Below are 18,508 nucleotides of genomic sequence, written 5' to 3'. Positions count from 1 at the left end.
ACGACAAGCGACAAGTGCCGGGCGTGTAGGGGATGTACGCCCGGCCGATCCGCGAACCAGTACCCGAGCCGTTCCGTCGACCGGTACCCGAGCCGATCCGGGATCCGGTCAGTCCGCCCGCCGCAACACCCAGTACAGCCCCGCGCTCACCGCGAACCCCACCAGGCACGTGATGTCGCCGAAGGACGGCCACTGCTGCGGCACCCACCCCACGTACTTCTCCTGGTTCGAGAAGAGCGGCACCGACACCGCGATGCCCGCCAACAGGGCAGCCATTCCGGGCCAGTTGGTGAAGGCCCGGTCGGACAGCCGCGCGCTCAGCGCCTCCACCGGGGTCCGGGCCCGAAGCCACCGCTCCACCAGCACAACCCCCAGCCACGGCCCCACCCAGTACGCGATCACCAGCAGAAACGCCTCGTACGCCTGCCCTGCGTCGGCCAGCGACGACCAGGCCGCCGCCGTACCCGCGAGCCCGCACAGCACCACGATCGCGCCGCGCCCCAGCCACACGGGCAGCCGGAAGCCCAGGGACGTGACCGACATCGCGGAGGAGTAGACGTTCAGGGCGTTCGCCGAGACCGCGCCCAGGATGATCGCCAGCAGCACCAGGTCGCTGAGCCAGCCCGGGAGATGACCCGTGAAGGCCGCCGTCGGGGTCGCGCCCTCGGGAGCGACGATCGTCGCCGAGGCCGCGCCGATCAGCGACACGACGGCCACGGACACGAACAGTCCGACGGCCGGGTAGAGCGCGGTGCGGAAGCGGTTCGCCGTACGCGGAAGGTAGCGGGAGTAGTCGGAGGCCCCCGGGTTCCAGCCGGCCGTGTACCCCCAAGCCGCGCTGAAGGCGAGCAGGAAGCCGCCGATACCGCCGCCGGCGCCGGGCGCGCCCAGGTGCGCCTCCTTGAACGTCCACACGCCGGCCAGCAGGAAGACGACGGCCAGCGCCGGGAACGCGTACTTCTCGAAGGCGTGTACGAAGTTGTGGCCGATGAAGCCGATCACGATCTCCGCCGCCACCACGAGGAGCAGGGAGGGGAGCGGACGCAGACCGGTCAGCGTGTTCAACGCGAAAGCGGCGCTCACACTGTTGACCGCGAACCAACCGACGCCCGCGACAAGGGCGTTCACACCGGCGGGCAGCAGATTCCCCCGGAACCCGAAGGCGAACCGCCCGATCGCCATCTGCGGTACGCCGAAGCGGGGACCGTCCAGCGAGAGGATCCCGTGCGTCAGCGAACCGAGCGCGGTGCCCAGCAGCAGGGCCGCGGACGCCTGCCAGAAGTCGAGGCCGAAGAAGAGGACCGAGATCACGCCGATGTAGACGGTCGCGAACTCGATGTTCGGGGAGGCCCAGGTCCACAGCAACTGGAGCGGGCCGCCGTGCCGTTCGGCGTCCGGAATGGGTTCCGAGCCCGCCGTCTCCACGGCGATGACCTTGTCGCCGTACTCAGGGGCCGGGGTCACGGGGGTACCGGCCGAAGCAGCCGAAGCAGTCGTCATGCGAGGCAAGTGTCCGGTCCGCGCCGGCTCCGGCCCAGGGGCGCGATGTCCGCTTCGGGGGGCTCGCCGGCGTACACCTTGTACGGGGGCAGGCGACCACCCCGTACGCGCGACCCCTTACGCGCTGCCCCGTACCTGGTTACTCCTTGGGGCCTGGTTACTCCTTGGGGTCCTCGCCGCTCTCCCGGCGCTTCAGCTCCTCCTCGCGGCGGCGCAGGTCGGCCTCCCAGTCCCGCAGATGGGTGTCGTCGTCCACCACGGGCTCCGAGTCCTCACCCTTGTCACCCTTCTCGTTCTTCTCGTCCTTGAGGGACTTGAGGAACTCCGGGTTGTCGTCCGGGGCGATCCACTGGCCGCCTGCGCCGCCCAGGCGCTGGGAGGTGGCACGGTCGCGGCCGATGATCAGCCAGGAGACGGAGCCGACCAGCGGGAACAGAAGAATGAGGATGGCCCATACGGGCTTGGGCATGAAGCGGACGTCCTTCTCCTGCGTGGTGACGCAGTCGATGAACGCGTAGATGCTCAGTGCGAGAGGCACCAGGATCATCAGCACCCGGAGCATGTATTCGATCCCCTTGAGTCGCTGTCCGGGCGCGCTGACGGTCGCGTCCGGCCCCCGCTGACCAGTCCAGGGTAGTGCGTGACGGATACTGGAACGCATGGCTTACGACGATCTTCGCTCCCTGCTCAGGGCGCTGGAGCGCGAGGGTGACCTCAAGCGCATCAAGGCCGAGGTGGACCCGTACCTGGAGGTCGGGGAGATCGTCGACCGCGTGCAGAAGGCAGGCGGGCCCGCGCTGCTCTTCGAGAACGTGCGCGGGTCGGCGATGCCGCTGGCCATGAACGTGTTCGGCACCGACCGGCGGCTGCTCAAGTCGCTCGGGCTGAAGTCGTACGCGGACATCAGCGACCGGATCGGCGGGCTGCTGAAGCCCGAGCTGCCCCAGGGGTTCGTGGGTGTGCGCGAGGCCTTCGGCAAGCTCGGATCGATGGTCCACGTACCGCCGAAGAAGGTGAAGTCGGACAACGCGCCGGTCCAGGAGGTCGTCCTCAAGGGTGACGAGGTGGACCTCGACAGCCTCCCGGCGCTCTTCACCTGGCCCGAGGACGGCGGCTCCTTCTTCAACCTGGGGCTGACCCACACCAAGGACCCGGAGTCCGGCGTACGCAACCTCGGTCTCTACCGGCTCCAGCGGCACGACAAGCGCACGATCGGGATGCACTGGCAGATCCACAAGGACAGCCGCAACCACTACCAGGTGGCGGCCAGGAAGGGCGAACGACTCCCGGTCGCCATCGCCTTCGGCTGCCCGCCCGCGGTCACCTACGCGTCGACGGCCCCGCTCCCCGGTGACATCGACGAATACCTGTTCGCCGGGTTCATCGCGGGCAAGCGGATCGAGATGGTCGACTGCGAGACGGTGCCGTTGCAGGTGCCGGCGCAGGCGGAAGTGGTGCTGGAGGGCTGGCTGGAGCCCGGTGAGATGCTCCCCGAGGGCCCCTTCGGCGACCACACGGGCTTCTACACCCCGCAGGAGCCGTTCCCGGCGCTCACGATCGACTGTGTGACGATGCGGCGGCGCCCGCTGCTCCAGTCGATCGTCGTCGGCAGGCCGCCCACGGAGGACGGCCCGCTGGGCCGCGCGACGGAGAGGTTCTTCCTCCCCCTCCTCAAGATCATCGTTCCGGACATCGTGGACTACCACCTCCCCGAGGCCGGCGGCTTCCACAACTGCGCGATCGTCTCGATCGACAAGAAGTACCCCAAGCACGCGCAGAAGGTCATGCACGCCGTCTGGGGCGCCCACATGATGTCCCTGACCAAGCTGATCGTCGTCGTCGACTCGGACTGCGACGTCCACGACCTGCACGAGGTCGCCTGGCGGGCCCTCGGCAACACGGACTACTCCCGCGACCTGAGCATCGTCGAAGGCCCCGTCGACCACCTCGACCACGCCTCCTACCAGCAGTTCTGGGGCGGCAAGGCGGGCATCGACGCGACGAGGAAGTGGCCCGAGGAGGGGTACACGCGGGACGGCGGCTGGCCCGAGATGGTGGTCTCGGACCCGGAGACGGCCGAACGGGTGACGCGACGGTGGAAGGAGTACGGGCTGTGAGGTCCGGGACGAGCATGGGACGCGGCAGCACGGCGGTGTCATCGGCGGGGCTGCTCCGCCGACGCGGAGGTGTTCCGGTCGAGAGACGCTGGAGACGCTGGATGGAGTACGGACTGTGAGTGCCTCTGCCGCCGCGATGCCCCAGCCGGGCCGGACACGCGCCTTCCTGCGCCTGGTGATGATCGAACACTCGGTCTTCGCACTGCCCTTCGCCTATATCGCCGCGCTGACGGCGATGTTCCAGCTGGACGGGAACATCCACTGGAGCCGACTGCTCCTGGTCACCGTCTGCATGGTCGGTCTGCGGACCTTCGCGATGGCGGTCAACCGGATCATCGACCGCGAGATCGACGCCCGTAACCCGCGCACGTCCCACCGCGAACTGGTCACCGGCGCGATGTCGGTCAAGCACGCCTGGACCGGCGCCCTGATCGCCGTCGTCGTCTTCCTCGGCTCGGCGGCCCTTCTGAACCCCCTGTGCCTGGCCCTGGCCCCCGTCGCGGTGATCCCGATGGTGGTGTATCCGTACGGCAAGCGGTTCACGAACTTCCCCCAGGCCATCCTGGGTCTCGCCCAGGCCATGGGCCCGGTCGGCGGCTGGCTGGCGATCACCGGGGAGTGGTCCTGGGACGCGGTGATCCTGGGGCTGGCGGTCGGCATCTGGATCGGCGGCTTCGACCTGATCTACGCCTGCCAGGACGTCGACACGGACCGCGAGACCGGCGTGCTGTCGGTACCGGCCCGCTTCGGCATCCCGGCGGCGGTGTGGAGCGCCCGCGTCTGCCACACCCTGACGACAGCCCTGCTGGTCTGGTACGCGCTGGCCACGGACGCGGGGGCGTTCTTCTGGCTGGGGCTGCTGGTCGTCGCGGGGGCGTTCCTGTACGAGCACACGATCGTGCGACCCGATGATCTGTCGCGACTGAACCGGGCGTTCTTCAGCGTCAACGGGTTCATCGGCATCGCTCTTTTCGGGTGCGCTCTGCTCGACCTGCTCGTCCGTGGGCTCACGGTCTGACCCGATCGGATGATCGGGGATCCGCCGGATCCGGTGGCCCGCTGGTCTGCCGGTCGAGTGAAGGCTCGCCCCGGAGGACACCCCCGGCCGCGCCCCGCTACGGCATGAGCGGCGCAGCCTGACGCACCCGTCGTCGCCGGAACACGAACGCCGCGCCGACCCCCGATATCAGCCCCGCAAGGTGACCCTGCCAGCTGATGCCCGTCTGAGTCGGGGCCAGGCCCGTCAGAATCGAGGTGCCCCAGACCGCCGCCACGAGCAGACCGACCAGGATGCCCGACGGACGGCGCTCCACGAAGCCCGTCACGATCAGGTAGCCGAAGAGGCCGAAGATCAGACCGGAGGCACCCGCCGTGTTGCTGTGCGCGGGCGCCACGAGCCAGACCCCCAACCCGTCGGCGACGATGATCAGCGCGCAGATCGCGGCGAACCGGCGCAGGCCGCCCAGAGCCGCGAGGAAGCCGAGGACCAGCAGGGGGACGCTGTTGGCGGCGACATGGCCGAAGCCGAAGTGGACGAAGGCGGCGGGCACGACATCGACCAGCTCGGAGGCCGTACGGGGTGTGATGCCGAGGCCGTCCAGCGCGTGGCCGCTCACCACGTCGACGACCTCCAGCAGCCACAGCAGCGCCACCCAGCCGAGCATCAGCTTGGCCGCCGCCCTGGCGCGTTCCCTGCCGGACAACAGCGCGCCGGACGCCTCGCCGTCACGCGCGAGCCGGTCGCTTCGCGACGGACCTCGGCCCGCACCGGCCCGGCCCGCTCTCGCAGCGTTCCACTTGTCCCACACGACAGACCCCCGGCCCCCGCCCGTGACGGGCGATTCAAGTCGCCCCCACAGGGAACGCCCGGACGCCCTCGCCCGGTTCCCGCCCCACGATGCCGGATAAGCTCCGTGTCGTGAACCCACTCAAGCCAGGAGAGACGCCCCGCGTGCCTTGGATCGTGGGGGTGTCCGGCGCCTCCGGCACTCCTTACGCCGCCACGGTGCTGCGCGGCCTTCTCGACGCGGGCGAGAGCGTCGACCTGATCGTGTCCCGGGCCTCCCGGCTCACGCTGCTCGACGAGACGGGGATCTCCTTCCGGGACGCCCACTGGCAGGACGACCTGCGGGAATGGCTGGCCCGGGGCGCCGACGGCAAGCCCGGCACCTTCGACGTGGACATCAGCGGCGTACGGCACTGGAGTGCCGGGGATCTGGCGGCCGGGCCCTCCTCCGGGTCGTACGCCACCAAGGGGATGCTGATCGTGCCCGCCTCGACGGCCTGCGTGGCCGGGGTCGCGCTCGGCCTGTCCAAGGACCTGCTGCAGCGGGCGGCCAGCGTGACCCTCAAGGAGCGGCGCGCTCTCGTCGTCGCCGTACGGGAGTCCCCGCTGAACGGGCAGACCCTCCGCCACCTGGTGACCCTGGACGACGCCGGCGCGAGCGTCGTACCGGCGTCGCCCGCCTTCTACGCCGGCGCCACCCACATCCAGGATCTCGTGGACTTCGTCGCCGGGCGCGTGCTCGACGCGGCGGGCGTCCCGCACGGGCTGTACCGCCGCTGGAAGGGTGAACTCGGCGGCGCGGCCGGGACATCCCGTACGTCCCGTACTGATAACGACTGACCCGGCGTACGTATCAGCAACTGGCAGTACCACTCATGACTTTCAGGAACCTCCAGTACGCGCAGCAACCTTCACCCGCAGCATTCTTCACCTTCAGCAATCTTCAGGACTCTCAGCAATCTTCATCGGAAGGCTCGATCGCATGGACGCCGTGGACAGGCAGCTCATCCAGGCCCTGAGGGAGAACGGCCGGGCCTCCTACGCCGAGCTGGGGCGCCTCGTCGGTCTGTCGGGACCCAGCGTCACCGACCGCATCAACCGGCTGGAAGCGGCCGGTGTCATCACCGGGTACCGCGCCACCGTCGACTCCGCCTCGCTCGGCCTGGGAGTCATCGCGCTGATCGGCATCTCACTCTCCGACGCGGCCGACCACGAGGACGTGGCACGCCGGATGCGGGACCTCAGCGAGATCGAGGACTGCTGGTTCATCGCGGGCGACGACTCGTTCATGCTCAAGGTGCGGGCGAGCGATGTCGACGGCCTGGAGAAGACCATCCGGCGGCTCAGCGGGACCCAGGGCGTCTCCAGGACCCGTACGACCATCGTGCTCTCCACGAAGTGGGAGAACAGGGTCGGTGAGCTGCCGGAGGAGCAGTAGGGGCGGGGGCGTACGGTTTACAAAGTTGTACGAAGTCGGTCTGGGAGAGGGATGAGCATGGACGTCGGGCTCAAGCGCGAGCTGGAGGAGAAGGTCAGGGCCGGTGAGCGGCTGACCCGCGAGGACGGCATCGCGCTGTACGAGTCGGACGACCTGGCGTGGCTGGGCGGGCTGGCGCACGAGGTGCGGACCCGTAAGAACGGCGACGTCGTGCACTTCAACGTCAACCGGCACCTCAACATGACGAACGTCTGCACGGCCTCCTGTGCCTACTGCTCGTTCCAGCGCAAGCCGGGCGAGAAGGACGCGTACACGATGCGCATTGAGGAGGCGGTGAAGCTCGCCAAGTCGATGGAGGGCGAGAACCTCACCGAGCTGCACATCGTCAACGGCCTGCACCCGAGCCTCCCGTGGCGCTACTACCCGCGCTCCCTGCGGGAGTTGAAGGCCGCCCTCCCGAGCGTCTCCCTCAAGGCGTTCACGGCGACGGAGATCCACCACTTCGAGACGATCAGCGGTCTGTCGGCGTCCGAGATCCTCGACGAGCTGATCGACGCGGGCCTTGAGTCGCTGACCGGTGGTGGCGCCGAGATCTTCGACTGGGAGGTCCGCGAGCACATCGTCGACCACCGGACGCACTGGGAGGACTGGTCGCGCATCCACCGCCTCGCGCACGAGAAGGGTCTCAAGACCCCGTGCACGATGCTGTACGGCCACATCGAGGAGCCCCGGCACCGGGTGGACCACGTCCTGCGCCTGCGTGAACTCCAGGACGAGACGAACGGCTTCCAGGTCTTCATCCCGCTGCGCTACCAGCACGACTTCGTCGACATGAAGGACGGCAAGGTCAGGAACCGCCTCCAGGCACGCACCCAGATGGCGACCGGCGCCGAGGCCCTGAAGACCTTCGCGGTCTCCCGGCTGCTCTTCGACAACGTCCCGCACGTCAAGGTCTTCTGGGTCATGCACGGCGTCCAGACCGCCCAGCTGGCCCTCCAGCACGGCGCCGACGACATGGACGGCTCGGTCGTCGAGTACAAGATCACCCACGACGCCGACAACTACGGCACCCCCAACAAACTCACCCGCGAGGACCTCCTCGACCTGATCCGGGACGCCGGCTTCCGCCCGGTCGAGCGCAACACGCGCTACGAGATCATCCGCGAGTACGACGGCCCGGACCCGGCCCGACGCGAGTCGCCGCAGCCGATGCGGGTGTGAAGGCCTGACGGACATCAGTGCCCGGAGACCGCACAGCTCGCGGCCGCCGGGCCCGGACCTCGGTCGGGCGACGGGGATCACCGTCGCCCGCCTGGGCGCGAGAGGACGGACTCCTGTCCAGGACCGTGGACGTCGGCTTCTCTTTCGGCGAGCCGATCTCGGTCGCGGACGTGCTGCGCGGTCTGCTGGCCGGCGGGCTCCGTACGCCGCCGGATGACGAGGTGTCGTACCTCATCGACGAGGACGGCATGTTCGAGTGGCGGTCGGCGGCCGCCTCCGACGTGGACGACGTGATCTCCCGGCTGGCGGACAAGCGGTGGGAGGACAGGGTTGTCGGCATGACCCTGCTTCTGCCCGGAGGCCCCCACGGCGGTGATCTCCTGTTCCACCCGGGACGGACCTCGGTCTCGTTCGTGATCGCTGTCCATCCCCGGCTCCTGCCCGGTTCCTCCTGCTTCTGCGACCTGGGCTGGTACTTGGCGAGACTCGTCCCCCTGCTGGAGCCGCTGGGCCTGTCAGAGGTCGAAGCCCTGGACACGACGTAGGTGTGCCGCCTGTGCCGCCCTGTGTGCCAGGTCCCCACCCGGCATCCATGGGTAAGGCTTACGATGCCCAGGTGTCCCTTACCTTCACTCTTGATCCCGCAGTCACCCCCGATCTCCGTGACGGGCTTCTCGATCTGTGGACGGACGTCTCCAATGCGGGTGGTGCCGTCGGGTTCGTCGCTCCGGTGGAGAGGGAGACGGTTCGGCCCGAGTTGGTGAAGCACTTCGCGGCGATGGCGGGTGGGCGTACCCGGCTGCTGGTCGGGCACGACGAGGACGGGCGGGTCGCCGCGAGCGTCTTTCTCGGCTTCAACAGCCACCGGCTCATGACCCACTGGGTGTGGCTGTACACCGTGATGGTGCACCCCCGCCATCAGGGGAAGGGCTACGGCCGCACCCTGCTGGCGGCGGCGGCCGACGCGGCCCGCACCGTCGAGGGCATGGAGGCGATCCGCCTCACCTGCCGAGGCGGCCTCGGCCTGGAGCGTTTCTACGGCTCCTGCGGCTACAAGGAGGTCGGCCGCATACCCGGCGCGATACGGGTCGCGCCCGGCGACGACCGCGACGACGTCATCATGCTGCTGCCCCTGCTGTGAGCCCCTGCTGTGAGGCCCTGGACCCCCGTGCAAGATCGGGACCTCGCCGTGCTTCACTGGACGGTGCCCCTTTTTGGAACCGGAAGAGTGGATTGAGATGCTCCGCTACACGCTGATGCGCCTCGGGATCTTGGTGGCCTGCCTGCTGGTCGTCTGGGGCGCCGTCTACTCGGGTATCGCCCCGCGCGGCCTGGGCGGCTCCAACGGCATGTGGATCATCCTGCTCTCCCTGGTGATCTCCGCCCCGATCAGCTTCGTGGTGCTCCGCAAGGAGCGGGACCGAGCGTCGGTGCAGATCGTCGAGCGGGTCGACCGCGTCAAGGCCAACCTGGACGCGAACCGCAGCCAGGAGGACGAGGCGATCGACGAGGCGGCTGCCCGCACGCAGGCACAGGAGCAGGCGCAGGCCCAGAGCCAGCCCTCCTGACCGACGGCCCACAGGCTCCCGCACCGGCCCGCGCAACTACCCTTGCCCTCATGGGTGCTGTGAAGAACAAGCGGATGCCGCGCGCCGTCCGTGAGCAGCAGATGCTGGACGCCGCCGTACGGACCTTCGGTCAGCGCGGCTACATGGCCGCGTCGATGGACGAGATCGCCGAACTCGCCGGTGTCTCCAAGCCGTTGGTCTATCTGTACCTGAACTCGAAGGAAGATCTCTTCACCGCCTGTATCCGGCGCGAGGCCAGTTCGCTCACCGCGGCGGTGCGCGCCGGCGTCGAACCGGCGCTGCCGGCCGACCGCCAGCTCTGGGACGGCCTGCGCGCGTTCTTCACGCACACCGCCCAGAACCCGGACGGCTGGTCGGTACTGCACCTCCAGGCCCGCACGCACGGCGAGCCGTTCGCGACCGAGGTCGCGGCGATGCGCGAGGAGCTCGTAGCGTTCGTCACGCAGCTGATCGTGGTCGCCGCCCGAGAGGTCCACTCCGACCCCTCGCTGCCCGAGCGGGAGGTCGCCGGCCTCGCCGTGGCCCTGGTCGGCGCCGCCGAGTCCCTCGCGGCCTGGGCGAACACCACCCCGGGCGTCACCGCGAGACAGGCGGCGACAACCCTGATGAACTTCGCCTGGGCAGGCCTGGACAGCATGATGGCGGGCCGCCCTTGGTCCCCCCCACCGGACCCCGAAGCCTGAAGAGGGCCGCAGGCCCCTCCAGGGGCGCGGGGAACTGCGCGACGAGCCACAACGGCGCAGCAGCGACCCGACAACCCCAACACCCCACCCCCCTCACGGCCCCTTGAGCGGAGCGCTCCGCACCTCACCCCGTAGGTGTACGCGTCCCCCGCCCCGCAGTTCGAAGCTCCCGAAGCCGTCCGCCCCGTACTCCACCGTGCCCGGCAGCAGTACCGGCGCCCTGAAGTCGGTGCGGACCAGGGCCGATTCGGGGGTGCCGTGGGCGGCGAGGCAGCGGGCGGCGGTCCACATGCCGTGGGCTATCGCGCGCCGGAAGCCGAAGAGGCGGGCGGCGAGGGCGTGCAGGTGGATGGGGTTGCGGTCGCCGGAGGTGGCGGCGTACCGCCGGCCGATGTCCTCGCCGAGCCGCCACCGGGTGACCAGGGGCAGCGCCGGCGCCTCGGGCTCGTCGCCGCCGCCCCGTGCACCGGCGCCGGGCGCGTCACTCCGGTGCGGCACCGGATGCCGGGCCAGATAGGTGCTCCGCGACTCCCACACCGGTTCCTCGCCCCCACTCTCAAGCTCACCCTCACCCTCCCGTACCTCCGTCCGCACAGACGCTTCGGTGCCGCGCCGGTGGGGCGTCAACTCATCGACGTACACCGAGAGTTCGTAGGTGCCGGTGGCGGCGAGCGGGCGTCGGTGGACGATCTCCACCGAGGTGTGGACCAGCCCGAGCAGCGGGAGCGGGAAGCTGCTCTCGGTCATCAGGAGCATGGCCAGCGGGAAGCCGAGGACGTGCGGATAGGTGACGGGGAGGGCGTCGTCGCCGACGGGGAACCCGCAGACCCGTTCGTAGGCGGCGAGGCGGGCGAGATCGATGCGTACGCCGGGCAGGACGAGGCGGGTTCCCGGGAGGGTGTCGGCGGGGCGGGGTCGGTTGAGTGCGGCCTTCTTGAAAGGGGACGCGAAGGCGCCCCGGGCGAGCAGGGGTGCCAGGGCCGGAGACCGGTCGAGGGTGCGAAGCGCGCGGTCGGGCATGGTCAACTCCCACCTCGATACCTTACTTACCCTAGAGTCAGGTTACCGGAGGTAAGTCCTGGATCACCCCTGGACGAAAGTGTGAAGAAGGGCTGGGAAGGCGCATGGGGCCGGTGCTAACGTGAAAAACGCTCAGGACAGGGCAAGATGACCCATCGGTAACCTGTGTGACACCTGAGCTTGCACATCCCCGCCGCTCCACCGCCCCGGAACCCGCACGACCCCCACACGTGCGAGCCGTACGATCCGGTTTCTGAACAGCGGCACCGCCGAAGTCGTACATCTGTGGTGAACACCGTCAGAGGTGTACACGCCGGAAGGCCGCCGCACGTCACAGGAGCCGCTCGTGTCCTCGTCGTTCCCGTCCTCCCCGACCTCGCCGCAGATCGTGACCGCCGTCGGCTACGACGGCGAACCCCTGCTGGTGGAGCCCGAGATCCGGCGACTGGACGGAGCCGTGCGGGAGGTGTCCGTACCGGCGTTCGTCACGCCCGTGACGTACGGCTCGCTCGCGGACCTTCCCTTCGACAACGCGAACGAGGACCCCGAGGTGAAGGCCCTCAGCCGCCGTACGCCGGACGGCAGTTGGGAGGACGTCACGGCGGCCGAGTTCGCCGCGCAGGTCCTCGCGCTGGCCAAGGGGCTGATAGCCGAGGGCCTGTTGCCCGGCGACCGGCTGGCCATCATGGCGCGGACGACGTACGAGTGGACGCTCATGGACTTCGCCGCGTGGGCGGCGGGACTGGTGACCGTACCCATCTATCCGACGTCCTCCGCCTTCCAGACCCGCTGGATCCTCCAGGACTCCGGCGCCGTGGCCCTCGCCGCCGAGACGATCGCCCAGGCCTCCGCCCTCGGCCCGGAACGCGACCGCATCCCCGACCTCAAGCACATGTGGGTCTTCGAGAAGGGCCACGTGGAGCGGCTCGCGGAGCTCGGCAAGGACGTACCGGACCAGGAAGTCGCCGTACGCCGTGGGGTGTTGGGGCCGGACACCCTCGCCACGCTCATCTACACCTCGGGCACCACCGGCCGCCCGAAGGGCTGCGCGCTCACGCACGGCAACTTCTTCGCCGAGGTCGACAACGCCATCGAACTCCTCTACCCCGTCTTCCGGGAACGGACGAAGGAGGAGGCGTCGGTGCTGCTGTTCCTGCCGATGTCGCACGTCTTCGGCCGGATGGTGGCCATCGCCTGCATACGGGCCGGCGTGCGCCTCGGCCACGCCCCGAGCCTCAGGTCGGAAGACCTGCTGGGGGACCTGGCGGCCTTCCAGCCCACCTGTCTGCTCGCCATCCCGTACATGCTGGAGAAGGTCTTCAACACGGCCCGCGCGAAGGCCGAGACGGGCAAACGGGTCTCGTCCTTCGACCGCGCGGTGAGCGTGGCCCGCCGCTTCAGCGAAGCGGTGGAGGACCAGCGGCACGGCATCGGCAACGGCCCGAGCCGCTCACTGCGCACCGCACGCGCCTTCTACGACCCGCTCGTCTACCGCCGTATCCGCAACGCCATGGGCGGCAGGGTCCGTTACATGATCTGCGGCGGCTCCCCGCTCGGCCGCCCGCTGGCAGGCTTCTTCGCCGGGGCGGGCATCGAGATCTACGAGGGATACGGCCTGACCGAGTCCACCGGCGCGGCCACGGTCACGCCACCGCTCAAACCCCGTGTGGGCACGGTGGGTTGGCCCCTGCCCGGCACCCGGGTCCGGATCGCCGCCGACGGTGAGGTGGAGCTGTCCGGTGAGCAGATCCTGCGCGGCTACTGGGATCCGAGCGCGGGCGGCGTCGTCCCGGCGGCACCGGAGGGCTGGCTCGCGACGGGCGACATCGGCTCCCTCGACGAAGAGGGCTATCTGACGATCACCGGCCGCAAGAAGGAGATCCTGATCACGGCCGGCGGCAAGAGCGTGGCCCCGGCGCCCATGGAGAACTGGCTGCGGGCCCACCCCCTGATCTCCCAGGCGATGGTCCTGGGCGACGGCCGCCCCTACATCTCGGCCCTGATCACCCTCGACGCCCCCGGCCTCACCCACTGGCGCCAGATGCAGGGCAAGCACCCGGTACCGGTCGAACTCCTCATGGACGACGCCGACTTGAGGGCCGTCATCCAACGCGCGGTGGAGGAGGCCAACAAACTCGTCTCCCGCCCGGAGTCGATCCGCCGCTTCACCATCCTCCCCGTCGACTTCACGGAGGAGGCGGGTCATCTGACGCCGTCGATGAAGCTGCGCCGCTTCGAGGTCATGCGGGACTTCGCGGAGGAGGTGGAGGGACTGTACGAGCGCTGACGGGCGCTGACAAGCGCCCCGACAGGGGCGCGGGGAACTGCGCGACAAGCCCCCACGGCCCGCAGCCGACGAACAACCTACCTACGTGCCTACCTGCCGCAACTCTCAGCGACGGTATCCGCAAAAGCCCGGGCAGCCGGACTGAGCGCATCCCACCTCCGCACAGCCCACCCCACCGCCAACGGCCGAAGCGCGGGCAACGGAACAAGCCGCACCGGCCCGCCGGAACCCGGCACCGCCAGGTCAGGCACAGCAGGGACGATGGCGGCCCCGAGCCCCAACTCGGCCAGCAGCAAAGCCGTATCCCAGTCGGCGACACTCGTGTCGAACACCGGCCGCACCCCCACCTCCGCGAACGCCGCGTCCAGCCGGGCGGCAGAAGTGGAGTTGGGCGGCAGCCGTATCAGCCGCAGGTCGCGCAGATCGTCGACCTCGGCGTAGGCCCGCCGGGCGAGAGCCTCACCGGCACCCACAGCCAGCACCCACGGCAACTCCATCACCACCCGCTGCTCGATACCCCGCACCGGCGCCCCGATGGTGACCCACGCGAGGTCCAGCTCACTGTCGGCAAGCGCGGCGAAACATCCCCGGCTGGAGTTCTCCGTACGGAACTCCAGGCTCACCTTGGGGTGTTGACGCCGAAAGGCCACCACCGCGTCAGCCATGAAGTGCCGCACAGTGGTGGCGCCGGTGGCGACCCGCACGGACCCGCTCTCGCCGTCGACGAGCTCCTTGAGCTGTCGCAGAGCGAGGTCCAGCCCGGCTATGCCCTGCGAGGCGGCGGTCTGCAACACCCGTCCGGCCTCGGTCGGTACGACTCCCCGAGCATGCCGCTCCAGCAGGGCGACGCCCGTCTCCCGCTCCAGCCGCTTCACATGCTGACTCACCGCCGACTGTGTACACGCGAGGTCACGGGCGACCGCGCTCAGGCTCCCGGCCCGGCACACGGCGACGAACACACGCAGGTCATCCAGGGTCACAACACCCAAGCTAACACCCAAGCAAACACTTGGAGTTGATGACAGAACCTTAGGATTGACTGGTTGCGGGCGAGTACGTCACGCTCTGGACAGGGCCCAGGCGGCAACCCGTCCCGCGCCCCCGCCGGGGTCCGGACCAAGGGGTGGGGAGCGGACGGGTGCCGACCTTTCGCGCACCGAGAGGACGCCACCCCCATGTCCGCTTCCCTTCCCTCTCCTCCCTCCCCCTCAACTTCTTCTCCTCCCGCTGTCGTCACGTCCACGGCAGCCCAAACCGTGGGGTTTCTACGGCAGTTGGGCGCCGAACAGATAGGGCACCCCGGCGGCACCCTGCTCGCCCACCTCTGCCGGGTCTACCGACTGCTCGCCGCCTGGGAGGCCCGGCCGGCCCTCCGCCTGGCGGGCCTCTGCCACGCCGCCTACGGCACGGACGGCTTCCCCACCGCCCTGCTCTCCCTCGACCGCCGCGTCGAGCTGGCGAGGGTGATCGGCCCGGAGGCGGAGGAGATCGTCCACGTCTACGCCGCCATGGACCGCAAGGCCACCTATCCGGGCCTGGCCCGCCCGAACACGCCGTTCTACGACCGCTTCACCGGCGGCGCCCGAGCCGTGAACCGGAGCCGGCGCGAGGACCTCGCCGAGCTGACGGCCGCGAACGAACTCGACCTGGCCCGCGTGAGCCCGGTGTTCCGCGACCAGTGGGGCCCGGACCTGCTCGCCCTGTTCAGCGGCTTCCGGCCACTGCTGAGCGGACGGGCGTGGGAGGACGTAGAGGCGACGCTGGGTCGCTGAAGGCACCGATCCCGATCCTTCGAGCTCAAACGAGCGGCGGGCGCCCCGCTGGCCTGGACCGGAGTACGGTTGCGATACCGAGCGCACTTCGCACGCCGTCATCCGTTTCGGCGTCGCCCTCGGGGAACGGCAATGCCGGATCGCCTCGCGTCCGGTCGGAAATGAGCCGCCCCACATGAGCCTGATGACTCTCGGAGTACTCGCCTCCTCGCACAAGGAGAACGAGTTCCGTCTGCCGCTGCACCCCAGCCACCTCGACCGGATCGCCCAGGACCTGCGCGACAAGATCTTCCTCGAACAGGGCTACGGCGAGCGGTTCGGCATCGCCGACGACGCGCTGAGCCCCCTGGTGGCCGGGCTGCGCACCCGCGAGCAGCTCCTGGCCGAGTGCGACGTCATGCTGCTGCCCAAGCCCACGCACGAGGACGTCGCCGAGCTGCGCGAGGGCCAGGTGCTGTGGGGGTGGCCGCACTGCGTGCAGGACGAGAAGATGACCCAGCTCGCCATCGACCGACGGCTGACCCTGGTCGCCTGGGAAGCCATGAACCACTGGACCTCGACGGGCGCCTTCAGCGTCCACGTGTTCCACAAGAACAACGAGCTGGCCGGCTACTGCTCTGTCCTGCACGCCCTCCAGCTCGGCGGCCTGACCGGCCACTACGGCCGCCGCCTGCGCGCGGTGGTCATCAGCTTCGGTGCCACGGCGCGCGGAGCGGTCACGGGCCTGGGCGCGATGGGAGTCACCGACGTCACTGTGCTCACCCAGCGCGCTGCGGCGGCGGTGGCCTCGCCGATGCCCTCGGTGGTGATGGCCCACTTCGAGGAGCAGGAGGACGACCCGTCACGCCTGCAGGCCGCCACCCCGGCCGGTCCCGTGCCGCTGGCCGAGTACCTGGCCGGGTTCGACGTCATCGTCAACTGCGTCCTGCAGGACACCGACGCGCCACTCACGTTCGTCACCGACGAGGAACTCGCCCTGTTCCGGCCGGGGACCTTCTTCGTCGACGTCTCCTGCGACGAGGGCATGGGCTTCGAGTGGGCCCACCCGAGCACCTTTGTCGCGCCCATGCACACCGTGGGACCGGGCTGCCACTACTACGCGGTCGACCACAGCCCGTCCCACCTGTGGAACTCCGCCACGTGGGAGATCAGCGAGGCGCTCCTGCCCTACCTGCGCAAGGTCATGAGGGGCCCGGCGGCCTGGGACGCCGACGTCACGGTCCGCAAGGCCGTCGAGATCCGGGACGGCGTCATCCAGAACCCGAAGATCCTGTCCTTCCAGCACCGGTCGGCGGCCTATCCCCATGCTCCCTCGCTGAGCTGAGCGGCCCCCTAGCGGGTTTGCGGGGGGTTGGTCACTGCCCGGCGGAGACCGACCAACGCACGCCGGAGGTGCCGGTGACCTGGAGGTAGGCGTCCGGGTGCGCTTCGCTGACCTCGGTCTCGTTGTAGATGCTGGCGACCTTGCCGGGCACGCATTCCTCGGTGAAGGTCCAGGCGCGGTAGGAGACCTCGACCTTCACCGTGCCCTTGCCCTCGCAGTTGAGGGCGATCCCGAGGGTTCCCTTACGGAGGCCGCCCTTGAAGGGGATGGCACGCCCGAACTGCCCGTTGGCGAACGAGGCGATGGTCTTTCGCTCGATCTTCGGAGCCTTGGTGACGGTCTCGCCGGCGACGACCTGAACGGCGTCGTCGTCGGCGGTGTGGACGGGCTTGGCGGGGGCGGACTTCTTGGCCGAGGTCTTCGGGGCGTCGCCGCTGCCGCTGGTGCAGGCGGTACCGGTCAGCAGTACCGCCGCGCAGAGCGCCGCCGTTGTGGTGGCGCGGGTGATCGTGGTCATGTCCGGATCATCACCGGGAGGGGTCCCGGCGAATCGGCCCCGGCCGGGTGTGCAGCAGGGCTGTTACACAACGGCCTGACGGAGGAAGGTGGCCCACGTGGTGGGGGAGAGGGTGAGGTGCCCTCCGGTGGGGTTCTTGGAGTCACGGAGGTGGATGGCGTGGGCGCAGGTGGCGACCTCGACACATTCGCCGCCCTCGCCGCCGCTGTGGCTGGACTTGCGCCAGGTGTAGGCGGCTTCCAGGCATTCGCCGCCCTCGCCGCTGCTGTAGCTGGACTTGAACCAGTTGAGTACCTCGCTGCTCATAGCTCCTCCAGCTTCTTTTCGATCAACGACCGGGAATCTCGGGGCGAAAGCGCCATCGCTCGCATGATCCCATAGCGGTCGGCAATCATCCTGACCTCCTCCTGTTCGGTGATCAGGCGGGGGTGGCCCTGCGCCTCGGTGTACGCGACCTGTCCGCGACTCTTGGGGGTCACCAGGTTGAACGCGCTGTCCAGGTTGGGGTGTTCCTCCCGGTGGGTGGACATCACCTGGATCTCCACGTTGCGCATGCTGCCCACGCGCAACAGATTCAGCAACTGGTCCTTGAAGATGGCTCGCCCACCGATCGGCCGGTCCAGCATGACCTCTTCGAGTACGTAACTCACGGCGGGCGGCGGCCACCGGTCGAAGACCTGTTGCCTGTCGAGCCTGTCGGTCACCCTCCTCTCGATGGTCTCCTCGCTCAGAAATGGACGCCGGTTGCGGAACACGGCTCGCGCGTAGCCCTCGGTCTGCAAGAGGCCAGGTACGCCTTGATTGGCGTAGAAGTGCAGCTCGATCGCCGTCTTCTCCATCTCGGCGTGGCTCCGATACCACTCGGGATGACGCGTCCGCGCTCTCTTCATCGCCTCCTCGACCTCAGGAATCGCGTCAGTCAACAATCCACCCGCGTTGAGGATTTCGTCCGCGTTCAGAAGCAACTCGGGCCTCGTGATCCGCACCCCCCGCTCCATCGCGGAGATGGCGTCCGGCCCGTACCCCACGATCTCCCCGAACTGCTTCTGCGTCAGTCCAGCCCGTTCCCGCAGACGCTTGAGCATCTTGCCCAGCGCCGTGAACAACCCCGTCGTACCCTCTTCCTCCGCCGGAGTCTCCGGCTTCCGCTCGGCATCCTCGGTCACGTACGCCACCGCCCTCACCTCGTCGTGGTCACGGCCGACAATCCGTACCCCTGACTCACCGCATCCGTACGGATACCCGGAGTCCACC

The 18,508-nt window shown here is 69.3% G+C and carries 20 protein-coding genes; 12 read left to right on the top strand and 8 right to left on the bottom strand.

Annotation, left to right across the window (positions count from 1 at the left end; genetic code table 11):
- Nucleotides 1-108 precede the first annotated feature (108 nt).
- Entirely contained in the window at nt 109-1,500 is a 1,392-nt protein-coding gene (locus OG241_RS23230; protein ID WP_405817480.1) for a purine-cytosine permease family protein, read from the bottom strand.
- A 157-nt stretch (nt 1,501-1,657) separates the two neighbouring features.
- A complete protein-coding gene (locus OG241_RS23225; protein WP_405817478.1) occupies nt 1,658-2,062 on the bottom strand; it encodes a PLD nuclease N-terminal domain-containing protein in 405 nt (134 codons plus the stop codon).
- 97 nt (nt 2,063-2,159) lie between these two features.
- Between OG241_RS23225 and OG241_RS23220 the strand changes: the two genes are divergently transcribed.
- Both OG241_RS23220 and mqnP read left to right on the top strand, forming a co-directional pair.
- Nucleotides 2,160-3,617 carry a menaquinone biosynthesis decarboxylase gene (locus OG241_RS23220; RefSeq protein WP_405817476.1) on the top strand — a complete coding sequence of 486 codons (1,458 nt, stop codon included), beginning with the start codon at nt 2,160-2,162 and terminating at the stop codon, nt 3,615-3,617.
- A gap of 115 nt (nt 3,618-3,732) precedes the next feature.
- Nucleotides 3,733-4,635: a menaquinone biosynthesis prenyltransferase MqnP gene (gene mqnP, locus OG241_RS23215; protein ID WP_405817474.1), complete on the top strand. Its 903-nt coding sequence runs from the start codon at nt 3,733-3,735 to the stop codon at nt 4,633-4,635.
- Between the two features lie 97 nt (nt 4,636-4,732).
- On the opposite strand, the gene OG241_RS23210 is transcribed toward mqnP, so the two are convergent.
- Nucleotides 4,733-5,281: a rhomboid family intramembrane serine protease gene (locus OG241_RS23210; RefSeq protein WP_405826392.1), complete on the bottom strand. Its 549-nt coding sequence runs from the start codon at nt 5,279-5,281 to the stop codon at nt 4,733-4,735.
- Nucleotides 5,282-5,568: 287 nt separating this feature from the next.
- On the opposite strand from OG241_RS23210, the gene OG241_RS23205 reads away from it, so the two are divergent.
- The 7 genes from OG241_RS23205 to OG241_RS23175 all read left to right on the top strand — a co-directional run bounded on the left by OG241_RS23205 (nt 5,569) and on the right by OG241_RS23175 (nt 10,334).
- A complete protein-coding gene (locus OG241_RS23205; protein ID WP_405817472.1) occupies nt 5,569-6,243 on the top strand; it encodes a UbiX family flavin prenyltransferase in 675 nt (224 codons plus the stop codon).
- Between the two features lie 142 nt (nt 6,244-6,385).
- A complete protein-coding gene (locus tag OG241_RS23200) occupies nt 6,386-6,841 on the top strand; it encodes an Lrp/AsnC family transcriptional regulator (RefSeq protein WP_319090557.1) in 456 nt (151 codons plus the stop codon).
- Nucleotides 6,842-6,898: 57 nt separating this feature from the next.
- Nucleotides 6,899-8,062 (top strand): aminofutalosine synthase MqnE, encoded by a 1,164-nt coding sequence (mqnE, locus tag OG241_RS23195; RefSeq protein ID WP_405826390.1) that lies wholly within the window; start codon nt 6,899-6,901, stop codon nt 8,060-8,062.
- Between the two features lie 125 nt (nt 8,063-8,187).
- Nucleotides 8,188-8,607, top strand: a complete 420-nt coding sequence (locus tag OG241_RS23190) for a hypothetical protein (protein WP_405817470.1) — start codon at nt 8,188-8,190, stop codon at nt 8,605-8,607.
- 71 nt (nt 8,608-8,678) lie between these two features.
- Entirely contained in the window at nt 8,679-9,203 is a 525-nt protein-coding gene (locus OG241_RS23185) for a GNAT family N-acetyltransferase (RefSeq protein ID WP_405817468.1), read from the top strand.
- A gap of 97 nt (nt 9,204-9,300) precedes the next feature.
- Nucleotides 9,301-9,630, top strand: a complete 330-nt coding sequence (locus tag OG241_RS23180; RefSeq protein WP_405817467.1) for a DUF4229 domain-containing protein — start codon at nt 9,301-9,303, stop codon at nt 9,628-9,630.
- A gap of 50 nt (nt 9,631-9,680) precedes the next feature.
- Complete coding sequence (locus OG241_RS23175; RefSeq protein WP_405817465.1) at nt 9,681-10,334, top strand: TetR/AcrR family transcriptional regulator; 654 nt, start codon at nt 9,681-9,683, stop codon at nt 10,332-10,334.
- Nucleotides 10,335-10,427: 93 nt separating this feature from the next.
- On the opposite strand, the gene OG241_RS23170 is transcribed toward OG241_RS23175, so the two are convergent.
- A complete protein-coding gene (locus OG241_RS23170; protein ID WP_405817464.1) occupies nt 10,428-11,354 on the bottom strand; it encodes a MaoC family dehydratase in 927 nt (308 codons plus the stop codon).
- A 388-nt stretch (nt 11,355-11,742) separates the two neighbouring features.
- On the opposite strand from OG241_RS23170, the gene OG241_RS23165 reads away from it, so the two are divergent.
- Entirely contained in the window at nt 11,743-13,641 is a 1,899-nt protein-coding gene (locus tag OG241_RS23165; RefSeq protein ID WP_405826388.1) for an AMP-dependent synthetase/ligase, read from the top strand.
- Nucleotides 13,642-13,730: 89 nt separating this feature from the next.
- Here the strand turns inward: OG241_RS23165 and OG241_RS23160 are convergent, their stop codons facing one another.
- On the bottom strand, nt 13,731-14,621 hold the full coding sequence (locus tag OG241_RS23160) for a LysR family transcriptional regulator (RefSeq protein WP_405817462.1): 891 nt from the start codon (nt 14,619-14,621) through the stop codon (nt 13,731-13,733).
- A gap of 294 nt (nt 14,622-14,915) precedes the next feature.
- Between OG241_RS23160 and OG241_RS23155 the strand changes: the two genes are divergently transcribed.
- Nucleotides 14,916-15,413, top strand: coding sequence for a DUF6817 domain-containing protein (locus OG241_RS23155; protein WP_405817460.1), 498 nt, complete (start codon nt 14,916-14,918; stop codon nt 15,411-15,413).
- A 175-nt stretch (nt 15,414-15,588) separates the two neighbouring features.
- Nucleotides 15,589-16,737, top strand: coding sequence for a N(5)-(carboxyethyl)ornithine synthase (locus OG241_RS23150; RefSeq protein ID WP_405817458.1), 1,149 nt, complete (start codon nt 15,589-15,591; stop codon nt 16,735-16,737).
- Nucleotides 16,738-16,768: 31 nt separating this feature from the next.
- On the opposite strand, the gene OG241_RS23145 is transcribed toward OG241_RS23150, so the two are convergent.
- From OG241_RS23145 to OG241_RS23135, 3 genes are all read right to left on the bottom strand, one after another.
- The gene (locus tag OG241_RS23145) at nt 16,769-17,254 is read right to left on the bottom strand and encodes a hypothetical protein (protein ID WP_405817456.1); all 486 of its coding nucleotides are present in this window, start codon (nt 17,252-17,254) and stop codon (nt 16,769-16,771) included.
- A gap of 63 nt (nt 17,255-17,317) precedes the next feature.
- Nucleotides 17,318-17,560: a DUF397 domain-containing protein gene (locus tag OG241_RS23140; protein WP_405817454.1), complete on the bottom strand. Its 243-nt coding sequence runs from the start codon at nt 17,558-17,560 to the stop codon at nt 17,318-17,320.
- Nucleotides 17,557-18,507: a Scr1 family TA system antitoxin-like transcriptional regulator gene (locus OG241_RS23135; RefSeq protein WP_405817452.1), complete on the bottom strand. Its 951-nt coding sequence runs from the start codon at nt 18,505-18,507 to the stop codon at nt 17,557-17,559. The genes OG241_RS23140 and OG241_RS23135 overlap by 4 nt, the downstream gene beginning before the upstream one ends.
- Nucleotide 18,508 lies beyond the last annotated feature (1 nt).

Source organism: Streptomyces sp. NBC_01390 (genome assembly GCF_045040105.1).
Classification (GTDB): domain Bacteria; phylum Actinomycetota; class Actinomycetes; order Streptomycetales; family Streptomycetaceae; genus Streptomyces.
The sequence above is the reverse complement of the archived record's forward strand: the minus strand, read 5'-3'. Positions and strand labels throughout refer to the sequence as shown.